This window comes from Chromobacterium indicum, from assembly GCF_039708975.1.
Taxonomy (GTDB): Bacteria; Pseudomonadota; Gammaproteobacteria; order Burkholderiales; family Chromobacteriaceae; genus Chromobacterium; species Chromobacterium piscinae.
The window spans coordinates 24102-42225 of the sequence record NZ_JAYFSJ010000015.1 but is presented as its reverse complement, the minus strand read 5'-3'; the positions used below and the strand labels follow the sequence as shown (position 1 = coordinate 42225).

At 64.3% G+C, this 18124-nt stretch carries 16 protein-coding genes and 1 tRNA gene; 9 read left to right on the top strand and 8 right to left on the bottom strand.

Translation table 11 applies throughout. The features are described from left to right. Positions 1 to 63 precede the first annotated feature (63 nt). On the bottom strand, positions 64 to 807 hold the full coding sequence (locus VA599_RS18940) for a c-type cytochrome (RefSeq protein ID WP_031296731.1): 744 nt from the start codon (positions 805 to 807) through the stop codon (positions 64 to 66). A gap of 137 nt (positions 808 to 944) precedes the next feature. Here VA599_RS18940 and VA599_RS18935 point away from each other — a divergent pair. From VA599_RS18935 to VA599_RS18895, 9 genes are all read left to right on the top strand, one after another. Then, a tRNA-Arg gene (locus tag VA599_RS18935) sits at positions 945 to 1021 on the top strand. 276 nt (positions 1022 to 1297) lie between these two features. Then, positions 1298 to 2554, top strand: a complete 1257-nt coding sequence (locus tag VA599_RS18930; RefSeq protein ID WP_021478236.1) for an ATP-grasp domain-containing protein — start codon at positions 1298 to 1300, stop codon at positions 2552 to 2554. Beyond that, positions 2551 to 3768, top strand: coding sequence for an MFS transporter (locus tag VA599_RS18925; RefSeq protein WP_021478237.1), 1218 nt, complete (start codon positions 2551 to 2553; stop codon positions 3766 to 3768). Before VA599_RS18930 ends, VA599_RS18925 begins: the two co-directional genes overlap by 4 nt. A 194-nt stretch (positions 3769 to 3962) precedes the next feature. After that, a complete protein-coding gene (locus tag VA599_RS18920; RefSeq protein WP_104946120.1) occupies positions 3963 to 5015 on the top strand; it encodes an LLM class flavin-dependent oxidoreductase in 1053 nt (350 codons plus the stop codon). After that, a complete protein-coding gene (locus tag VA599_RS18915) occupies positions 5008 to 5715 on the top strand; it encodes a ferredoxin reductase domain-containing protein (RefSeq protein WP_021478239.1) in 708 nt (235 codons plus the stop codon). The genes VA599_RS18920 and VA599_RS18915 overlap by 8 nt, the downstream gene beginning before the upstream one ends. Further along, the gene (locus VA599_RS18910; protein ID WP_021478240.1) at positions 5706 to 6056 is read left to right on the top strand and encodes a 2Fe-2S iron-sulfur cluster-binding protein; all 351 of its coding nucleotides are present in this window, start codon (positions 5706 to 5708) and stop codon (positions 6054 to 6056) included. The genes VA599_RS18915 and VA599_RS18910 overlap by 10 nt, the downstream gene beginning before the upstream one ends. 112 nt (positions 6057 to 6168) lie before the next feature. After that, complete coding sequence (locus tag VA599_RS18905) at positions 6169 to 6915, top strand: heme oxygenase-like domain-containing protein (RefSeq protein ID WP_021478241.1); 747 nt, start codon at positions 6169 to 6171, stop codon at positions 6913 to 6915. Between the two features lie 4 nt (positions 6916 to 6919). Continuing rightward, positions 6920 to 8218 carry an ATP-grasp domain-containing protein gene (locus VA599_RS18900; protein WP_021478242.1) on the top strand — a complete coding sequence of 433 codons (1299 nt, stop codon included), beginning with the start codon at positions 6920 to 6922 and terminating at the stop codon, positions 8216 to 8218. A 16-nt stretch (positions 8219 to 8234) separates the two neighbouring features. After that, positions 8235 to 9614: an ATP-grasp domain-containing protein gene (locus VA599_RS18895; protein ID WP_021478243.1), complete on the top strand. Its 1380-nt coding sequence runs from the start codon at positions 8235 to 8237 to the stop codon at positions 9612 to 9614. Here the strand turns inward: VA599_RS18895 and VA599_RS18890 are convergent. The 7 genes from VA599_RS18890 to pap form a co-directional block, all read right to left on the bottom strand. Next, positions 9549 to 10481 carry a LysR family transcriptional regulator gene (locus VA599_RS18890; protein WP_021478244.1) on the bottom strand — a complete coding sequence of 311 codons (933 nt, stop codon included), beginning with the start codon at positions 10479 to 10481 and terminating at the stop codon, positions 9549 to 9551. The genes VA599_RS18895 and VA599_RS18890 overlap by 66 nt on opposite strands. A 193-nt stretch (positions 10482 to 10674) precedes the next feature. Next, on the bottom strand, positions 10675 to 12537 hold the full coding sequence (locus VA599_RS18885; RefSeq protein WP_346790049.1) for an ABC transporter ATP-binding protein: 1863 nt from the start codon (positions 12535 to 12537) through the stop codon (positions 10675 to 10677). Positions 12538 to 12697: 160 nt separating this feature from the next. Next, positions 12698 to 12907 (bottom strand): hypothetical protein, encoded by a 210-nt coding sequence (locus tag VA599_RS18880; protein WP_021478246.1) that lies wholly within the window; start codon positions 12905 to 12907, stop codon positions 12698 to 12700. Between the two features lie 284 nt (positions 12908 to 13191). Continuing rightward, a complete protein-coding gene (locus VA599_RS18875) occupies positions 13192 to 14073 on the bottom strand; it encodes an NUDIX hydrolase (protein WP_346790046.1) in 882 nt (293 codons plus the stop codon). 106 nt (positions 14074 to 14179) lie between these two features. Next, positions 14180 to 15877 (bottom strand): exodeoxyribonuclease V subunit alpha, encoded by a 1698-nt coding sequence (gene recD / locus VA599_RS18870; protein ID WP_346790045.1) that lies wholly within the window; start codon positions 15875 to 15877, stop codon positions 14180 to 14182. A 33-nt stretch (positions 15878 to 15910) separates the two neighbouring features. Further along, complete coding sequence (locus tag VA599_RS18865; RefSeq protein WP_152526796.1) at positions 15911 to 16633, bottom strand: substrate-binding periplasmic protein; 723 nt, start codon at positions 16631 to 16633, stop codon at positions 15911 to 15913. After that, positions 16626 to 18110, bottom strand: a complete 1485-nt coding sequence (pap, locus tag VA599_RS18860) for a polyphosphate:AMP phosphotransferase (RefSeq protein WP_346790043.1) — start codon at positions 18108 to 18110, stop codon at positions 16626 to 16628. The genes VA599_RS18865 and pap overlap by 8 nt, the downstream gene beginning before the upstream one ends. Between the last annotated feature and the right edge of the window lie 14 nt (positions 18111 to 18124).

The following is an 18124-nucleotide window of genomic DNA, read 5'->3' as shown; positions in this document are numbered from 1 at the left end:
AATACCAAAAGCATTAAAAAATCACCCAATGCCAATTGGGTGATTTTTTATATCAAATGCTGCTTATTTTGAATTATTGACCATATACTCGATGGCAGAGCGGAATTCCGCATCGCTACCGGTATAGCCGCCTTTGGGCGGCATCGCGTTCAGGCCCTTGGTGGCGATTTTCACCACTTCGTCCATGCCCGGCTTCAGACGCGCCGACCATGCCGCCTTGTCGCCGAACTTCGGCGCGCCCGCGAGGCCCGCGGCATGGCAAGCCACGCACACGCTGTCGTAAATCTTCTTGCCGACCACCGCCGGGTCCGCCGCAGCGGCCGCGCCGCCCGCCCCGCCAACCGGTGGCTCGGTGAACTTGGCGCCGCCGGCGTTGCCCATATAGGCGACCGCGCGCTTCACTTCGTCATCGCTCAGATCGGTCGCGCCGCCCTTGGCCGGCATCGCGTTGAAGCCATGCAAGGCATGGTTGACCAGCATGTCCCAACCCTTGGCGATGCGCGGTCCCCAGGCGCCGGCGTCGCCGAACTTGGGAGAGCCGGCCAGGCCGGTGGCGTGACAGGACATGCAGATGCCCTTGTAGACCTGCTCGCCAGTGCGCATGCCCGGCGGCGCGTCGCTGGCCTTGGACTCGCCGACCGGCTTCAGGCGGGCTGCCACGGCTTCCTTGGTCATCACCTCGGCATCCACATTGAAACCACTGGTGGCGAGCTTGGCCAACAGCCAAATCGCCACGACAAGGAAGACAACGACGCTGACCAGCACCTTTACGATCTGGCCGGGGGCCATTCCGTTCTCATTACTCATCCCAAGCCTCGCCTGAAAAAATGACAATTAAAACTGGTTAATTATACGGTATGCAAGTTCGCAAGGCAAAAAACCATACTCTGGACTCGGATTAGATGTTTGCGGTATGATGCGTTCACTTGATTGCAAGTGCCAGCGCACCCGTAGCTCAGTTGGATAGAGTGTCAGTTTCCGAAGCTGAAGGTCACAGGTTCGATCCCTGTCGGGTGCGCCAACCAAATCAAGCGCTTGCGCCATTTCATGACATTGCGTTCATTCCGGTTGTTCCCTCCTGCATTCCCCGCAAACTGATTTCCCAACGCTGCCCCGCAATATCCGCCTTTTGCATTTCGTTGAACCCGCCCGCAGCATCTATTCCAAACCGTCACAGTTGTTTTTCCTCCCGCTCTCTCTTTCGCCCTGAAATACGCCTTTAACATGAGACACCCATAACTCAGCCCGCCGGCCTCGCCGCATCGCGCACGCGCCGGCATGGAACCTGGAAAGTCTCATGAACATCCTGATCCTACACCGCATCCCCTATCAAAAGATCAACTACCATCTCGGCATCGACCACGACAGGCACAACGTCACCTACATCGGCACCGCCAAACAATTGGCAAACCTGCCTGAAGGTTTGCGTTGCGCCCGGCTCGAACGGCCTGGCCTCAAGGATACCGCCAGTGAGGTGCTGGCGATTCTGTCCGATCTCAAACTGCATTTCGACCGGGTGATTTCCCTTTCCGAGTACGAGCTGCTCGATGCCGCCAAGGTCCGCGAGGCGCTCGGCGTCCCTGGCGCCAGCATCGACGAAGTGATGGCCGTCCGGGACAAGCTGATCATGAAACACAGGGCTGCCGCGGCCGGACTGCGTGTGCCGCAAGCCTTGCCGCTCGCCGAATTCCTTGCCCAGGGCGGCGCCCCATGGCCGGGACGCACCGTCATCAAGCCCGTGGACGGTGCCTCCAGCGAAGACGTCCAAGTCTTCGACGATCCGGCCTCTCTGGCCAGCGCGCTGGAGAGCCGCCAGGCCGGCATCCCCCGCCTGGACCAAGACCTCCACGCCAACGCGGAGCGCTTCGAGGTGGAAACCTTCATCACCGGTCCTTTGCTGCACCTTGACGGCTTGGTGCACAACGGCAAGGTCGTCGCGCTGGTGGGCAGCCGCTACATCGGCACCTGCCTCGACTACGCCAAGGGCCAACCGCTGGGTTCGGTGCAATTCAAACTCGACGCCGCGCAGGAGCAGTGGGTTCAACGCGCCATCGACGCCATCAGCCTGCGCTCCGGCGCTTTCCATCTCGAAGTCATAGACGATAACGGCAGCGGCGACTGGGTCTTCCTCGAGATCGCCAACCGGGTCGGCGGCGCCGACGTGGTCGACACCTTCGAGATGGCGACCGGCATCTACCTGCCGGCCCAGGAACTGGCCATCCTGTGCGGAGAACAGCCAGACCTGCCCGGCTCGTTGCGCAAGACGACCTTCTTCGGATGGTTCGTGTTCCCTGGCCATCACCTGCCCGACGGTTTCGTGGAGCTGGATGGCCACCAGTCCTTCTGCAAATCATCCGAGTTGCTGCGCCACAGCGTGCTGCCGAGGGATACGCCGCTGCCGCGCAACATCACTTACCAGGCTTTCGAGGTGCCGTTCTCCGGCGTGGTCGGCGCCGAGTCGACGACCGCGCTGCAAACATGGATGGAGGCGCTGTTCGCCGCGGTCACCCTGCATCCCCGCCTCCAGGAAGAAGTCCGCGAGGTGCCGGCATGAACAATCTGCGAATGCTGTCGTTTCTTGGATCTCGGGCGGCGTCGGCGCTGGGCGACCAGTTCCTGATGTTCGCCGTGCCGCTGATCGTTTATCACAGCACCGGCAGCGCGACGATGTCCGGCCTCGCCTTTCTGTGCGAGTGGCTGCCGCGCGTGATCTCGCTGCCGCTCGCCGGCACGTTCTCCGACAGGCTGGGCGGCCGCCGCGTCTACGCGCTGGCCGACGGCACCCGGGCCGGCGCCTGCCTGCTGGCGGCGCTGGGCCTCGCGATGTGGCCGGGCCACAGCTTCGCCATGGCCGCCATCCTGATGGCGATTTGCGCGGCCTGCTACGCCCAGGCTTTCATCGCGCTGGAAAGCACGGTTCCGATGCTGGTGCCGCCGGAACAGATGCCGAAAGCGCAAAGCATTTTGCAAGCGATAGATTATTCCGCAGGGGTGCTGGGCCCGGCGCTGGCCGGCGCGCTGAGCCTGTGGCTGGCTCCCAGCCAACTGCTGTGGGCGGCCTGCGGCGTGTTCGCCGTCAGTGCCGCCGGCGTCTGCACGCTGCCGCCGATGCCGTCGCGCGCGGCCAGCCAGCCGTCCGAACGCAGACCGCTGTTCCTCGACAGCTTGCAGCACGGCTTCGCCACGCTGAGACAGGCTCCCGTGCTGCTGGCCCTGGTCGCGCTGTCGATGCTGGTCAATCTCGTGGTCGGACTGGCGCTATCGACCAGCGCCGCCGTCACTGTCGGCGTGTTCGGCAAGACCGACCAGGTCTACGCGACGCTGCAGGCCTTCATGGGCATGCTGTCCATCGCCAGCTTCCTGCTGGTGCCCTGGCTGCTGCGCCGGGCATCCGTCTACCAGTTGGGCATGGCGGCCTTTGCGCTGATCATCAGCGGCGGCGTCCTGATGGGCTTGGCAAGCCACTATTCGATATTCGTGCTGGGATATGCGCTCAGCTTCGGTTTGTGCGGCCTCTTCAACGTGTTCATCCGCACCGAGCGGCTGCACTGGATTCCCAAGGAGAAACTGGGAAGGGTCATCAGCGTGATCGTGCTGCTGAACCAGCTCAGCCTGCCGCTGTCTGGCTTGCTGGTCACCTTGCTGGCCAACCGCATTCCTCTCCAGTGGCTGTTCATCGGCGCGGCCCTGCTCGCCTTCGGCCTGTGGATGCCGCTGCAAGCTTATATCCGCCCTCGCGCGGTCACGGCCCAGCCCAGCCCCGCCTGACGCCTCTGCCCACCCCCGCAACGGGTTCATGGCTTAGCCATGAGCCCGTTTTTCATTCCAGAACAGTCCATCATTACTAATTATCAAATCAAACCATTCCAAATCGTTAAATCTCATTTTCCATAGGATTTAACAAAAAATATGTCGAAGTAATATATTAGTCCTGCAACCATTCTTCTGGAGATCGTCAGCAAATGACTGTTCGCATACATTGGAGCCTGCCGCTGGATAGCGGGCAACAGAGCGCCAGCGGCGGCTTCGATGCCGGCGTGGTCGACGTCGACACCATGATCAGCTTCGCCCGCGAAGCGGAAGAAGCAGGCGTGGATTCGCTGCTGATGCCGATGAGCTGTTACATGCCGGACCCCATTCCCCTGCTTGCCGCGCTGCTGCGGGAAACCCGCCGCGTCCGCTTCATCCTCGCCTATCGTCCGGGCCTGATGTCGCCGACCTTGCTGACGCAGGTCATCAATACCCTGGCATGCATGGGACAGTCCCGCGTGGACCTGAATCTGGTGGCCGGCATCTCTCCGCAAGAACAGGCTTATTACGGCGATTTTCTGGAGCATGACGATCGTTACCGCCGCGCCGACGAGTTCCTTGGCGTCATGCAGGCGCTGTGGGCCAGCCGCGAACCCGTCACTTTCCACGGCCAGCATTACCAGATCGAAGCGGCCACCCTCGGCCTGCGCCACCCAGGCGACGGCCGCCCCTACATCTACGTCAGCGGCGCCAGCGCGCCGGCCAAGGCGCTGGCCGAAGAGCGCGCCGACTGTTGGCTGTGCTACGGCGACCTGCCGGCCAAGGTAGGCGTCCATGCCGCGCCGCTGTTGCAAGCGGGCAAGGAAGTTGGCCTGCGGCTGCACGTGATCGCCCGCGAGACGCGGGAGCAGGCCCTGGACGCGATAGCGGAAATGATGGCCCGCCCGGATGAAAAACACCGCGCCTTCATCAAGGACTTCGTTTCCCGCTGCGACTCCGAGGCCGTCAAGGGCAGTTTCCGCCTCGCCGAACAATATCCGGACCACTGGCCGTCTCCCTATCTGTGGACCGGTGCGGTCCCCTACCGCGGCGGCCCCGCCATCGCCATCGTCGGCAGCTATCAAGAAGTGGCCGATTACATCCGGGAATACGAACGCCACGGCATCCGCAATTTCATTTTTTCAGGCTGGCCGTCCCGCGACGAAATGCGCCACTTCTGCGGCGGCGTCATGCCCTTGCTGCAAAAGGAAGCCGTCCATGCTTGAGTCATCCGCGCTGAAAACGCCGGTGCTCAGCCGCCAGCGGCTGGACGCGGCCACCGAGCGCGTCACGCTGGGCCTGCCATCCCGCCACCCGGATGTGCGGCCCGGCCAGGCGATCCAGGTTCAACTGGCGGACGGAAGACCCTTCTTTTCCATCGCAGGACTGCAACCGGGCGCCAGCCTGGAGCTGCACGTCACCCGACGCCGGGACAGCCGCAGCAATCCGCAGCTGTTCGCGGCGCTGGATGCCGGCTCGCTGCAGATCAGCCTGCCGCACGGCGCGATCGCGCTGACGGACGACAGGCGCCTGCCGGACATTTTGATCGCAAGCCAATCCGGCTACGCCCAATCCCGCGCCATGCTGGACTGGATGGCCCGCCGCCGGCCAGGACACCGCTGCCGATTGCTGTGGCAGGCCTCCTCCGGCTATCTGGAGGCAGAACGGCCCTGGCTGGAAAAACTGGCGGCGGCCTGGGCCGGCCTGTCGCTGACGCTGCTGCCGCTGGACGAACACGATGCCTTGAACGAGGCGCTGGCGGCCCTGCCTTCGCCCTCGACCCAGGGTCTGGCCGTGGTCAGCGGCTCTTCCCACTTTCTCGATGCCGCCCGCCATGCGTTGCGGCGCCACCGATACACATTGCTGAGCGACCAGAATCCGGCCGCCCTGCCCTCGATCGAACAGGAGAACGCTCTATGCCGGTAATCACCCTGCTGCCTGAGCACAAGCAACTCGAACTGCCGGCGGAAAGCCCGTTGATCGACCTCGAATTCGAATACTACGGCGAACAACACTTGTCCTTCGGCTGCCGCTCCGGCGTCTGCGGCGTTTGCCTGGTCAAGGTGCACCACGGCGCGTCCTTGCTGGGCCCCGTAGCGGAAAACGAGCGCGATTTCGTCCAACGAATGGGATTCGAATCGGGTCCCTACCGCTTGGCCTGCCAATGCCGGCTGAACGGCGACGTGACGCTGGAGGTCGCCACCCGCGACGCCATGCCCCACGCGGCCGCGCCGTCTCCGGAGCCGGATCGCGCCCCCGCGCTGTAAAACCGCGCAACCCCATTTACCCGGCGACTCCGCCCGCGCTGGCGGCGGGAAGCCATTTTTCAAACCATAGCCCATAGCTATAAACAACCACCACTCAACAGGAAAAATCAACATGAACCGTTGCAAAAACACCGGCCTGAACCGCAGCAAGCCCTTCCTCTCCTCCAGCCAGTCCCAAGAACTGCGCCAGAAGATGGATCAGCAAATCGACGCCCAGATCGACGCCTGGTACGCCAGCGTGCCCGCCGCCGACCACCTGGAACGCCGCGAGGTGAACAGCGAGTACTACCGCCGCAATCTGATCGAAACCGCATGGCGCATTCGCCTGCTGCGCGTGGCCGAATCCAAAACGCTGGCGGAAATCGCCAAGCGCAGCCCGGAAGCCGCCCAGATCTGGGCGAACTATGAAATGGAGGAAATGCTGCACGACGAGCTGTTCATCCAGGATCTGCAGCGCGCCGGCGTCAGCCGCGAAACCTTCCTGGCCACCGAGCCCTACCTGTCCACCAAGCTGCTGACCGGTTTCTTCAGCTACCTGCTGGACCATGAAGGCCCGCTGGGCGTAGTGGCTTACTCCTATCTTGTGGAGTACGTCAACGTCAAGCTGGAACCGCGCAAGATCGAGGCCATGAAGCACAGCATCGGCGACCAGAAGCTGGTCGGCCAGATCGCCCACTCCCATACCGACATCAATGACGACCACCCGGGCGAAGTCTGGGCCGCTCTGCGCCTCCTGATTGAAAACGAGCAGGACATCGCTCACCTGGAACGCTACCTGCAAGAACACCAGCGCATCCTGGCGATGTACTTCGAAGAACTGGCGCAAGACACCCTGGCCCAGGAAAGCAAAGCGGCCTAATGCCATGAAACGCGCCATCATTCTGTTAAGCCATTGCGGCTATTCCTTCATGGAAGACCTGACCGCTGCGGCACGCAGGCAAGGGCAAGCGGTGCTGATCCTCAGCTCCGCCCCCTTGGGCGCGGCCAGCGAACGGCTGGACGCTCTGGCCGGCCTGGCGGACGGCGTGCGCGCCGCCTCAGGGCATCAGCTGGAAGAAGCCGACCTGCTGCAGGCCATCGACGCCTGGCGCGGACAGGGCTGGGAACCCGCGGCCTGTGTATCGGTGTGGGAGGGCTACCGTCGGTTGATGGCGCAAGCCAACGCGCTCCTCGGCGTGCCCGACCTGGCGCCCGACACCGTGGACAACCTGACCGACAAGCACTGGCTGCGCCAGCGGCTGCAAGCGCTGGGCCTCAGCCAGACCCGCACCGAACTCGCCAGCGATGCTTCGCTCGAAGCCTGGCTGAGCGAGGGCCGCCCTGGCTTCGTCAAGCCGCGCCGCGGCCTGGCCTCCTTCGGTGCCAGCAAGCTGCGACCGGGCCTGAACATGGCCCGCCTCTCCGAGATCGGCGAGGAGGCCAGCCGGGATCCGCTGTACGCCGGCCTGATCGGCAATCCGCAGTTCATCATTGAAGATTATCTGGACGGCCCGGAATTCAGCTTCGAAGTCATGATGCAGGCTGGCCGCGCCTATCTGCTGGGCGTGCACCACAAGCTGCAGGTGACGGAGCAGGAACACACGGTGCTGGAGGAATGCTGCGTCTCGCCGCCGCTGGACTGGGAACCCTCCCAGGCGGACGGCGCCAGGCAATGGCTGCAGGCCGTGCTGCACGGCTGCGGCGCCGACTGGGGCTGCTTCCATCTGGAAGCCCGGCTGTGCGCCAGCGGCTGGGAACTGATTGAAATCAACCCCCGCGTGGGCGGCTCCCTGATCTCGCCGAGCGTCGCCGTGCAATGCGACGGCCGCAATCTGCTGGACTTCTGGCTGAAGCAACTGCTGGCCGCCGACTCCGGCCAGCAACTGCAGGCCGGAAGCGAACTGGCCGCGCTGGACTCGGAATACCCCCGGCGCCGCGCCAGCTTTTTCCGCGCCTACTTCTGCCGGCCCGGCACCATAGACTCGATCGAACGGAACGAGCATCCCCACGCTCCGGACCAGCTGCAGTGCTTCCTGCAGTCGGGCCAGACCATTACCGAAGGCGCGCGGGAAGTCTTCCTCGGCCAGGCGCTGTGGTCGTTCGACTATCAGAGCCGCCACGAAGTGATTCCGGAATTGCTGCGCGCCTCCAGCCGCACGCTTGTCGCCCACTATGCCGATTGAACGAGGTATTACTGCGATGACATCTGAAAACAAACGCTGGCTGCTGCTGGTGGACTACAACCTCAGCCGGGTGGGCGACGTAGCCTGCATGTTCGACTACGCGCGGACCCGCTACCAGCTCTCCACCATCCTGATCCGCCACCATCCCAGCCAGCAAGACCATCAACTGGCCGACGCGGTCATCGATCTGAATCCGCTGGACGGCGGCTTCGTCGACCAGGCGCTGCGGGCATTGCAGCCTTGGCTCGGCCAACTGGCAGGCGGGCTGGTGTTTTCCGACAACGCTGTCGCCAGCGGCGCGTCCCTGCTCAAAGCGCTGGGCTTGCCGGTGGACGACGCCGACCTGGCCCAGGCAGCCTTCAGCAAATCCGTCTACCGGCAGCGCGAGCAAAAGCATGCCGAGCTGTTCGGCGCGCAATCGCTGTACTGCCCGCCTTTCCAGATCATCCGCACGCAGGCCGAACTCGCGGCCTTCGCCGAGCGCAATCCGGAAGGCTTCGTGCTCAAGCCGTCCTGCGAGGGCAACAACCGCGGCGTGCTGCTGCTGAAGCAGGGCGACGATCTGGCCGCAGCCTGGCAGGAAGTCCTGCCCTATCTGGACGGCGGGCTGATCGCGGAAGGCTACATTCCCTTCCATCGCGAATATTCGTTCGACGGCATCGGCAATCTGCATTTCATTACCGAGAAGATCAGCGCCAGCGGCCGCTATCCGGTGGAAACCGGCCAGTTGCTGCCCGCCCGGCTCCAGCCCGCGGAAAGACATCGTCTGATCCGGGCCGGACAGAGCGCCAACCTGCTGGTCGGCCAATTCGCGGGCCCCTTCCACAACGAGGTCAAACTGGACGATGCCGGCGCGAGAACTGCGGTCATCGAGCCGAATCGCCGTCCGGCCGGCATGAAGATCTGGCACTTGGCGGAACGGGTCTATCGACAATCCTTCTACCAGCTGTGGGTCGATAGCGTGCTGGCGCAAGCGCTGCCCCAGCAACTGCCCGCTCCGCGCGGCCAGGCCGCCACGATGATGCTGGGCATGCCCCGCGACGGGGAGCTGGACATCGCCGCCCTGCCCGCTCCAGAACAGCTGCTGCAACAGGCGCTGCAACGATTGGGGGAACAGCCGGACGAACTGGAATTCTTCGAATTCGCCTGGCTCGCCCCCGCCCGCCGCGCCTATCCGCTGCAGGCCCGGGACAACGGCGACTTCCCGGCCCAGGTCTGCGTGTACACGCCGGACGATGGATATGATCTGCACGGCTGGCTGCAACGATTCCAACAAGCGTGGGCGTCCATCCTCCTCAACTACCTCGACGCGCCTGACGTGGAAGAGAAACTACGCCGGCCAGCGGTAGCCATCGCCAAAAATGGGGGGCATGGATTTCTGCATGCGCACCATTAGGAAATCCTGCAGCAGACGCACCGGCAGCGACAAATGCCGCCGGTGCGCATAGTAGAAATAAATGGAGCGCGGAGGCGGCGCGAAATCGGTCAACAACGGCACCAGGCGCCGGGTGGCGAGATAGGGGTAGGCCTGCACCGTTCCTATCATCGCCAAGCCGGCCCCCTGCAGCGCCGCCTCACAGGCGGCGAACGGATCATTGACGGTCAGCCGCCCCTCCACCTCTACCCGCCGCAACACCCCGTTGTCGTTGAACTCCCAAGGCATCAGCCTGCCGCTGTTCTGGCTGACCACCCGGATGCAGTCGTGGCCGTCCAGATCGGCCAGCGTCTGCGGCGTGCCCGATCTCGTCAGATAGGCCGGGGAGGCGAAAACCAGGCGCTGCAGCGGCAGCAGGGCCTTGGCGACGAAGCTGCTGTCCTTGGCCAACTGGTCGCCGATGCCCGCGTCGTAACCATCCCGCACCAGGTCAACGATACGGTCTTCGAAGTGGAGCTCCAGCTTCAAGGATTGGTGCAGCTGGGAGAACTCGTTCAACACCGGCAGGAAATAATTCCTGCCGATGCCGTTGGGCAAGGTCAGCCTCAGACGCCCGCCCACCTCGCTGCCATGGTGGCGAACGTCCTGCTCCAGCTGCCGGAGCTCGCTGTACAGATTGGACATCCGCTGGAAGTACATTTCGCCGACTGCGGTCAGCGCCAGCGCCCTCGTGTTCCGATGCACCAGCCGCACGCCCAGCTCGCTCTCCAACTGCTGCACATGCTTGCTGACAGCCGCCGGTGTCAGGCCCATGCAACGGGCCGCCTGCGAAAAATTTCCCTCCTCCACCGAACGCAAGAAAGAAACCACAATATTGAAATTATTCATTAGCCCCGCCAGCGGCGAACCGCCACTCATGTCAAAACAATAAATATTAAATCAAGACTGGCATAAAAATAACTGTACGTACTTACAATAACTGGACGAATAAAATCTCCCGCCGCCGGCTCTGCCGCCTCATGCCGGCATTGGTCTCACTCCATGAAAAAACCCTCCGGCATGCCGGAGGGTTGGATGGCGATCAGCCCATCAAGGACAGGTTCGACTCCTCGTCGCCGTCCTCCTCTCCGAGGAAGCCGCCGCTCTGGTGCGTCCACAACCGGGCATAGAGGCCGCCCTGCGCCAGCAACTGCTGATGCGTGCCCTCCTCGACCACCTGGCCCTGGTCCAGCACGATCAACCGGTCCATCGCCGCGATGGTGGACAGCCGATGGGCGATGGCGACCACAGTCTTGCCTTCCATCAGCCGGTACAGGCTGCTCTGGATCGCCGCTTCCACTTCCGAATCCAGCGCGCTGGTCGCCTCGTCCAGCAGCAGGATGGGCGCGTCCTTCAGCATCACCCGCGCGATGGCGATCCGCTGCCGCTGGCCGCCGGACAGCTTGACGCCGCGTTCGCCGACATGCGCCTCGTAGCCGATGCGCCCCTTGGGATCGGTCAGCGAGCGGATGAAATCATCGGCTTCAGCCTTGCGCGCCGCTTCAATCATTTGCTCGTCATTGGCGTCCGGCCTGCCGTACAACAGGTTGTCGCGCACCGAGCGATGCAACAGCGACGTATCCTGGGTCACCATGCCCACTCTGGCCCGCAGGCTGTCCTGGGTCACGCCGGCGATGTCCTGGCCGTCGATCAGAATGCGGCCGCCATCCAGGTCGTAGAAGCGCAGCAACAAGTTGACGATGGTGGACTTGCCGGCGCCGGAACGGCCGACCAGGCCGATCTTCTCGCCCGGGCGTATCGTCAGGTCCAGGCCGGAAATCACATTTTTCGCTCCGCCATAGGCGAAATCGACATTATCGAAGCGGATCTCGCCGCGCGGCACTTCCAGCTTGGCCGCGTCCGGCTTGTCCACCACCGCCACCGTGCGCGACAGCGTGGTGATGCCGTCCTGCACCGTGCCGATGTTCTCGAACAGGCTGGACATCTCCCACATGATCCAGTGCGAAATGCCGTTCAGCCTCAGCGCCATCGCGGTGGACGCCGCCACCGCGCCGATGCTGACCTGGCCCTGGCTCCACAGCCACAGCGCGGAACCGGTGGTGATGCCGATCAGCAGCATGCTGGTCAGCTGGTTGACGACCTCGAAGCCGCTGACCAGACGCATCTGGCGATAGGCGGTGGACAGGAACTCCTCCATCGCGCCCTTGGCGAAGCGCGCCTCGCGCTGGCCGTGCGAGAACAGCTTGACCGTAGCGATATTGGTATAGGCGTCGGTGATGCGGCCGGTCATCAGGCTGCGCGCATCGGCCTGCAGGGTGGCCGCCTTGCCCAGCTTGGGCACGAAGAACCACAGCGTCGCGACGTAAAGCGCCAGCCAGGCCAGGAAAGGCAGCAGCAACATGACGTCGAAATGGCCGAGCACCGCGATCATGGTGACGAAGTAAATGACGACGAATACCAGAATGTCGGTGATGATCAGCACGGTGTCGCGCACCGCCAGCGCGGTCTGCATCACCTTGGCCGACACCCGGCCGGCGAACTCGTCCTGATAGAAGCTCAGGCTCTGGCCCAGCAGATGGCGGTGGAAATTCCAGCGCAGCCGCATCGGAAAATTGGAAAACAGGCCTTGATACTTGCTCATTGCCTGCAGCGACACCAGCAGCACGCTGGCCAACAGAATGCCGGCCAGCAGCAGCAGATGGCCGCTCTCGCGCTGCCACAGCTGGTTGGCCGGCACCTTGGCCAGCCAGTCCACCACCGAGCCCAGCATCGAGAACAGCAGGGCCTCGAAGGCGCCGATCAACGCGGTGAGCAGGGTCATGCACAGGATCAGGCCGCGCATGCCGCGGGTACAGAACCAGATAAAGGAGAAAAAGCCGCGCGGAGGCTGGGCGGCAGGCGTGTCCGGATAGGGGGATATCCGGCGTTCAAACCAGGAAAACATAAAGATCGCTCCATTCCCGACAAGCTGAGGGCTGTCGGACAGGGGGTTTAGTGGAGCGATGACGGTAGCCTATCTTCAGCCAGTCTGCAACGGGAAAGTTTGCCCGCAGTCGTTTTCGCGCATGAAAATAGCCGAGACTGGCGGCATCCGGCAGATTGCCTCAGTTCTGTACCTCCAGCCGGATATATACCTCTTCCAGTTTTTCCGACGTGCGCGTCTTCACGTCCACCTTGTGGACCTCGGCCCTCAGCCGCCCCTTGTAAACATGCAACATCAGTTCGGCGGCCTTGCGCGCCTGCTCCTGGGTGGGATGCAGGGGCCCGCTGTCGTCGATGCCGAAATCCGGTGAAATCAGTTTCAACCGATACATTATTATTTTCTCGAAAAATGGCGCTGCCGGATATTTTTATACGGAATGCATTTCCAGCACTCGATTCTACATGAGTTTACCTGATAGAAAATCGATGCCGCGCCATGTAAGGAGAAATCCGAATCTGTTTACAATTCAATGCAAACATTCTAATGAATGCGGATAATGCCGGAGAAAAGCCTGGACAGCTGAATGAGAAAATTGAATATGGGAAAAGCCGGCGAGAAAAAACCCGGCCAAGCCGGGTCGTCGATAAGCGCGCGGCCTCCGCCTAACACCGGCGCTCAGGCCGGCACGCCCATTTCCTGGCCCAGCTCGTAGCGGACCCGCGAGAGCGCGTCTGCCATCTTCCGGTTGTGGCGCTCCCAGTAGCCATGCCGGCACAGGCAGTCCATGCTGACCAGCGCCGCGTCTATCATGAAGCGCTCGTCCACCAGCAGCTGCTCCACCTCGGAAAACGGCAGCAGCAGATGCTCGGCCACCTCTCCATCCTGGCAAGCCGGCGACTCTCCCGGCGCCAGCCACAGATCGTAGGCGTACAGCCATTCGCGGTGCAGGCCCCGCGCCACCGGCCGCTGCGCCAGCAGCAGCGACGCCGGCGTCAGGCCGTCCACCCGCTCGCGCGCGACGCCGGCTTCTTCCCACGACTCACGCTCCAGAGCCAGCGCCAGCGTTTCGCCGGCGGCGACGCCGCCGCCGACCAGGTTGTCCATCCGGTTCGGGTCCACCGCCTTGTGCGGGCTGCGCCGTCCCACCCACATCCGGACCTCGCCGTCGTCGAGCCGGCACAGGCCATTGACGTGCACCGCGCGGCTGGTCAGGCCCAGCGGGCGGAAGGCCGCGCGCTCCAATTCGAAGTAGGGTCTGCCGTCCTGGCGGAAGGCGGTGAAGTTCTCGTTGCGCCAGCCGTTGAGCCAGCCAGCCTGTTGCCAGCGCCGCGCGGCGTGGGCCAGCGCGTGGCTGATGCTGCGGTAGCTGCCCTTCACCTTGCAACGCAGGCCCTGGAAGGTTTCCTCGAACAATTGCGGCTCATGCTGCAGCAGGCGCTCTTTCCACTGGGCGTTGACGCACCCCATTCTTTCGGTGCCGATGAACAGCGGCGTGAACTGCTGAGCATCGAAGCGGCTGACCTTGTCCAGATAGCCGAGTACGGCGTCCACCTGCATGACCACTCCCCCTGCGTTGTTCCGGGAAGGCTGCATATTAGGATGTCTGCCGACGCTTGACTATCCTTCGTCGCACAAAGCCCGAGACTGTTGCATTCCCGCGATTTCAACGCAGCCGATCGCCGAGTCCGGAATCCCGCCGCGGCGCCAGTTCCGCCCCGCGCAGCCAGACTTCGGCATCCCCCACCGCGGCGAAACGGGAGCGGGCGCGGGTGATGGCGGTATACAACAGCGCGCGGTTCAGCAGCGCGCCGGCCTGCTGCGGCAACTGCAGCCACACCTCGTCGTACTCCGAGCCCTGGCTCTTGTGAACCGTCATCGCGAACACCGTGTCGTGCGCCGGCAGCCGTCCGGGCGCGAACTCGCGCCAGCCGCCGTCGGCCGATGGAAACAGCACTCTCAGGCCGGACGGCCGCTGCAAGGCGAAACCGATGTCGCCGTTGAACAGGCCCAGCCCGTAATCGTTCTCGCCTATCATCACCGGCCGGCCCGGATACCAGTCGCGGCCCTCCTGCTTGACGCCGGCCGCTTCCAGCTCGCGCTCGATGCGGCGGTTGCAGTCGGCCACCTGACGCCGTTCGGCCGCCAGCAGCATGAAGGCGGAAAACTCGCGCTGCGCCTCGTCCGCGCCGGCGCCGGCGGCCACCGCGTCCAGGTAGCCGCGCCTGCGCGCGAGCAGCGCCGCGTCGTCGGCCGCATCCTGCCGCCAGACATCGGGCCGTCCGGCATCGTCCAGCACTTGCAGCGAGGCCCGCCCTTCGCCGGCGTTGACTCGACGCGCCAGCTCGCCAATGCCGGAATCCGCGCCGAAGCGGTGGCTGCGGGTCAGCAGCGCCACGCAGTCGGTCAGCGCGCCGCCGGGAGCGGCATCGCCCCGCAGGCTGGCCCCGGCCACCCGCCGCAGCCATTGCGAAGTCTCGTCGCGATAGGCGATGCGCCCGCACAGCTCGCCCAGCACCGCGCCGGCCTCCACCGACGACAGCTGGTCGCGGTCGCCCAGCAGGATCAGCCTGGCCTGGGACGGCAGCGCCGCCACCGTGCGCGCCATCAGCGCCAGGTCTATCATCGACGCCTCGTCCACCACCAGCACATCCAGCGGCAGCGGATTGCCGGCGTGGTGGCGCGGCGCCTCCACGCCGGGACGCAGGCCCAGCAGCCGGTGCAGCGTCTCCGCCTGGGCCGGCAGTTGGCGGCGCACCGCGTCGTCGACATCCAGCCGGTCGCGCGCCGCGCGCACCGATTCGGACAGCCGCGCCGCCGCCTTTCCGGTCGGCGCCGCCATCGCCATCACCAGCGGGCGTGGCGACATCGCCGCCAGCAGCGCCAACAGCCGCACCACGGTGGTGGTCTTGCCGGTGCCGGGGCCGCCTGAAATCACCATCAGCCGCTGCCGCGCCGCCAACGCCGCCGCCAGCTTCTGCCGGTCAGGCTCGCCGTCGTCCGCGCCGGGAAACAGCCGGGCCAGCAGATCGGCCAGCCGCGCCTCGTCCGGCGGGGGCAGCGGCTGGGCCAGCCGCGCCAGCCCTTCGGCCAGCCTGTTCTCGTCATGCCAGTGGCGGGCGAAATACAGCCGCCCGGCCTCGTCCAGGATCAAGGGCGCGTAATCGCCCGGCTGGCCGACCAGCGGGCTGCCGCGCAGCGCCGCCGCCTCGCCGCGGTGCGCCAGCGGCAGGCAGACATGGCCGGCCAGATTGGCGTTGCTCAATTCGCCTATCAGCGCCAGCACCTTGTCATCCGCGTCGGGCGCCAGGCGTTGGAACAGCTTGACCAGTTGGCCGGGCAACAGCGGGATATCGGGTTTCATCGATGGGACTTCCGGATGGATCAGACGCCGCGCTCAATGGCGGGCGAACAGCGGCCGCAAGCGGCCTTGCTCTTGCAGTTGCTGGATGGCCTGGTTCAGGCCCGGCAGCAGGTCCCGATAGCGCGGATGCAGCCGCAGCGCCACCGGCAGGCTGCCCAGCGACTCGCCCGGCAGGCAACGGCCGCCTTCGTCGCGCCGGCTCCAGTATTGCGCGCGGCGGCGCTCCAGCACCACGGCCTGGACCCGGCCCTGGCGCAGCTTGTCCAGCATTTCGTCCTCGTTGGCCGATCCGTCCCGCAGCAGCTTGCGGCTGGCGAACGCGCTCTCCAGCGACGGGAAGCGCTGGCCCAGCAGCGTGCCTATGGTGCCGCCCTTCAGCGAGGCCAGGGTAGCGGGCCGCTTGCCCTTGTCTGGCGGCAGGCACAGCACGAACTCCGCGTCGGCGATGGGTTGGGTGTAGAAGCCGGCCACCGGGGACAAGGCGCGCCAGGATGCGTTGACGCCGACTTCGACATCCAGCTTGCCCACCTGGAACAGCTGCTCCAGCCGTTGCGAGGGATAGTAGTCGAGCTGGAAATGGACGCCGCTTTGCCTGGCAATCAAGGCCAGCGCGTCGCGGTAGGCCAGCGAGAGTCCATCGTCGGCGTTCGCGCGCAGCGATTCGCCGCTGTCGTTGGCCAGCCCGGCCCGAAGCGTGGGTTGGGCCAGCGCCGGCAGGCACAGCAACAGCATCAATCCCCACCACAGCCTATTCACTCAGCCTGGCCTCCAGCGCGTCGCAGATGGTGGACAGTATCTTGATGCGCGCGAAATACTTGTTGTTGGCCTCCACCAGCGTCCACGGCACCTTGCTGGTGCTGGTGCGGTCCACCATATCGCTGACCGCTTGGCGGTAGAGGTCCCATTTGTCGCGGTTGCGCCAATCCTCGTCGGTGATCTTGAAACGCTTGAAACCGGTTTCCTCGCGGCCCTTGAAGCGCGCCAGCTGCTCATCCTTGCTGATCGCCAGCCAGAACTTCAGCACGATGGCGCCGTTCTCGGTCAACTGGTGCTCGAAGTCGTTGATCTCGTAATAGGCGCGCATCCAGTCGGCCTCGGCGGCGAAGCCCTCCACCCTCTCCACCAGCACCCGGCCGTACCAGCTGCGGTCGAAGATGGCGATGCCGCCCTTGCCCGGCAGATGCCGCCAGAAGCGCCACAGCCAGGGCTTGGCCTTTTCCTCCTGGGTAGGCGCGGCCACCGGCACCACCCGGTAGCGGCGGGCATCCAGCGCCTGGGTGATGCGGCGGATGCTGCCGCCCTTGCCGGCCGCGTCGTTGCCCTCGAACGCCAGCACCAGCGAGTGGTTGCCGAAGCGCGGATCGCGGGTCAGCTTGTTCAGCCGCCCTTGCAGCTGGTCCAGCTTTTTCTGGTAGCTGGCCTTGTCCAGCTTCTGCTCCAGCTCCAGCGTGTCCAGCACCAGCTTGTTGTCTATCGGCGCCAAGAGCGGCGGCGCCTCGACGCGGTCGGTGCTCAGCATCGGCTGGCCGAGGCGGTTGCGTATCGCCTCCAGTATGGTATTGGCCACCGTCAGGCTGCGGTAATTGGCGTCCTCGCCGTCGATGACGATCCACGGCGCGTGCGCGGTATTGGTCAGCCTGAGCATGTGCTCGCCGTACTTGCGGATCTTGTCGTAGCGCTCATAGTGCTCCCAGTCGGTCTTGGTCACGCGCCAGCTGGTGGCCGGGTCTTGCTCCAGCGTCTTCAGCCGCTGCTTCTGCTTGTCGCGGCTCAGATGGAACCAGAACTTCAACACCACCGCCCCGTCCAGCGTCAGCATGCGCTCGAAGCGCAGGATGTCGAAAATTTGCCGGTCGAAGGCGTCGCGGTCGCTGCGGTTGAACACCCGCTCGAACAAGGTATCGGAATAATAGGACCCGAAGAACATGCCGATGCGTCCGGTGGCGGGCAGCTCGTTCCAGTAGCGCCACATCCACGGCCGGGCGCGCGCTTCGTCGTTGGGCTTGTCGAAGGCTACGGTGTGGATCAGCCGCGGGTCCAGCCACTCGTTGATCAGATTCATCGTTTCGCCGCGGCCGGCGCCGTCGAAACCGTGGATCAGGATCAGCACCGGGAAATCGGCTTTTTCCTTCAAGTCATACTGCACGTCCAGCAACGCCTCGCGCAGCGCCGGCATCATCTTGCGGAAAGTGTCTTTGTCTATGCTGTGGCCGATTTCGGCGGATTCAAACATGTTTCACATCCTTA

What these genes read in the sequence shown, in the direction of transcription:
- VA599_RS18880 (WP_021478246.1), bottom strand. Translation starts at nt 12,907, where the DNA reads ATGTATCGGTTGAAACTGATTTCACCGGATTTCGGCATCGACGACAGC.
- VA599_RS18930 (WP_021478236.1), top strand. Translation starts at nt 1,298, where the DNA reads ATGAACATCCTGATCCTACACCGCATCCCCTATCAAAAGATCAACTAC.
- recD (WP_346790045.1), bottom strand. Translation starts at nt 15,877, where the DNA reads ATGAAACCCGATATCCCGCTGTTGCCCGGCCAACTGGTCAAGCTGTTC.
- VA599_RS18895 (WP_021478243.1), top strand. Translation starts at nt 8,235, where the DNA reads ATGACATCTGAAAACAAACGCTGGCTGCTGCTGGTGGACTACAACCTC.
- VA599_RS18915 (WP_021478239.1), top strand. Translation starts at nt 5,008, where the DNA reads ATGCTTGAGTCATCCGCGCTGAAAACGCCGGTGCTCAGCCGCCAGCGG.
- VA599_RS18900 (WP_021478242.1), top strand. Translation starts at nt 6,920, where the DNA reads ATGAAACGCGCCATCATTCTGTTAAGCCATTGCGGCTATTCCTTCATG.
- VA599_RS18905 (WP_021478241.1), top strand. Translation starts at nt 6,169, where the DNA reads ATGAACCGTTGCAAAAACACCGGCCTGAACCGCAGCAAGCCCTTCCTC.
- pap (WP_346790043.1), bottom strand. Translation starts at nt 18,110, where the DNA reads ATGTTTGAATCCGCCGAAATCGGCCACAGCATAGACAAAGACACTTTC.
- VA599_RS18920 (WP_104946120.1), top strand. Translation starts at nt 3,963, where the DNA reads ATGACTGTTCGCATACATTGGAGCCTGCCGCTGGATAGCGGGCAACAG.
- VA599_RS18940 (WP_031296731.1), bottom strand. Translation starts at nt 807, where the DNA reads ATGAGTAATGAGAACGGAATGGCCCCCGGCCAGATCGTAAAGGTGCTG.
- VA599_RS18890 (WP_021478244.1), bottom strand. Translation starts at nt 10,481, where the DNA reads ATGAATAATTTCAATATTGTGGTTTCTTTCTTGCGTTCGGTGGAGGAG.
- VA599_RS18910 (WP_021478240.1), top strand. Translation starts at nt 5,706, where the DNA reads ATGCCGGTAATCACCCTGCTGCCTGAGCACAAGCAACTCGAACTGCCG.
- VA599_RS18885 (WP_346790049.1), bottom strand. Translation starts at nt 12,537, where the DNA reads ATGTTTTCCTGGTTTGAACGCCGGATATCCCCCTATCCGGACACGCCT.
- VA599_RS18875 (WP_346790046.1), bottom strand. Translation starts at nt 14,073, where the DNA reads ATGCAGGTGGACGCCGTACTCGGCTATCTGGACAAGGTCAGCCGCTTC.
- VA599_RS18925 (WP_021478237.1), top strand. Translation starts at nt 2,551, where the DNA reads ATGAACAATCTGCGAATGCTGTCGTTTCTTGGATCTCGGGCGGCGTCG.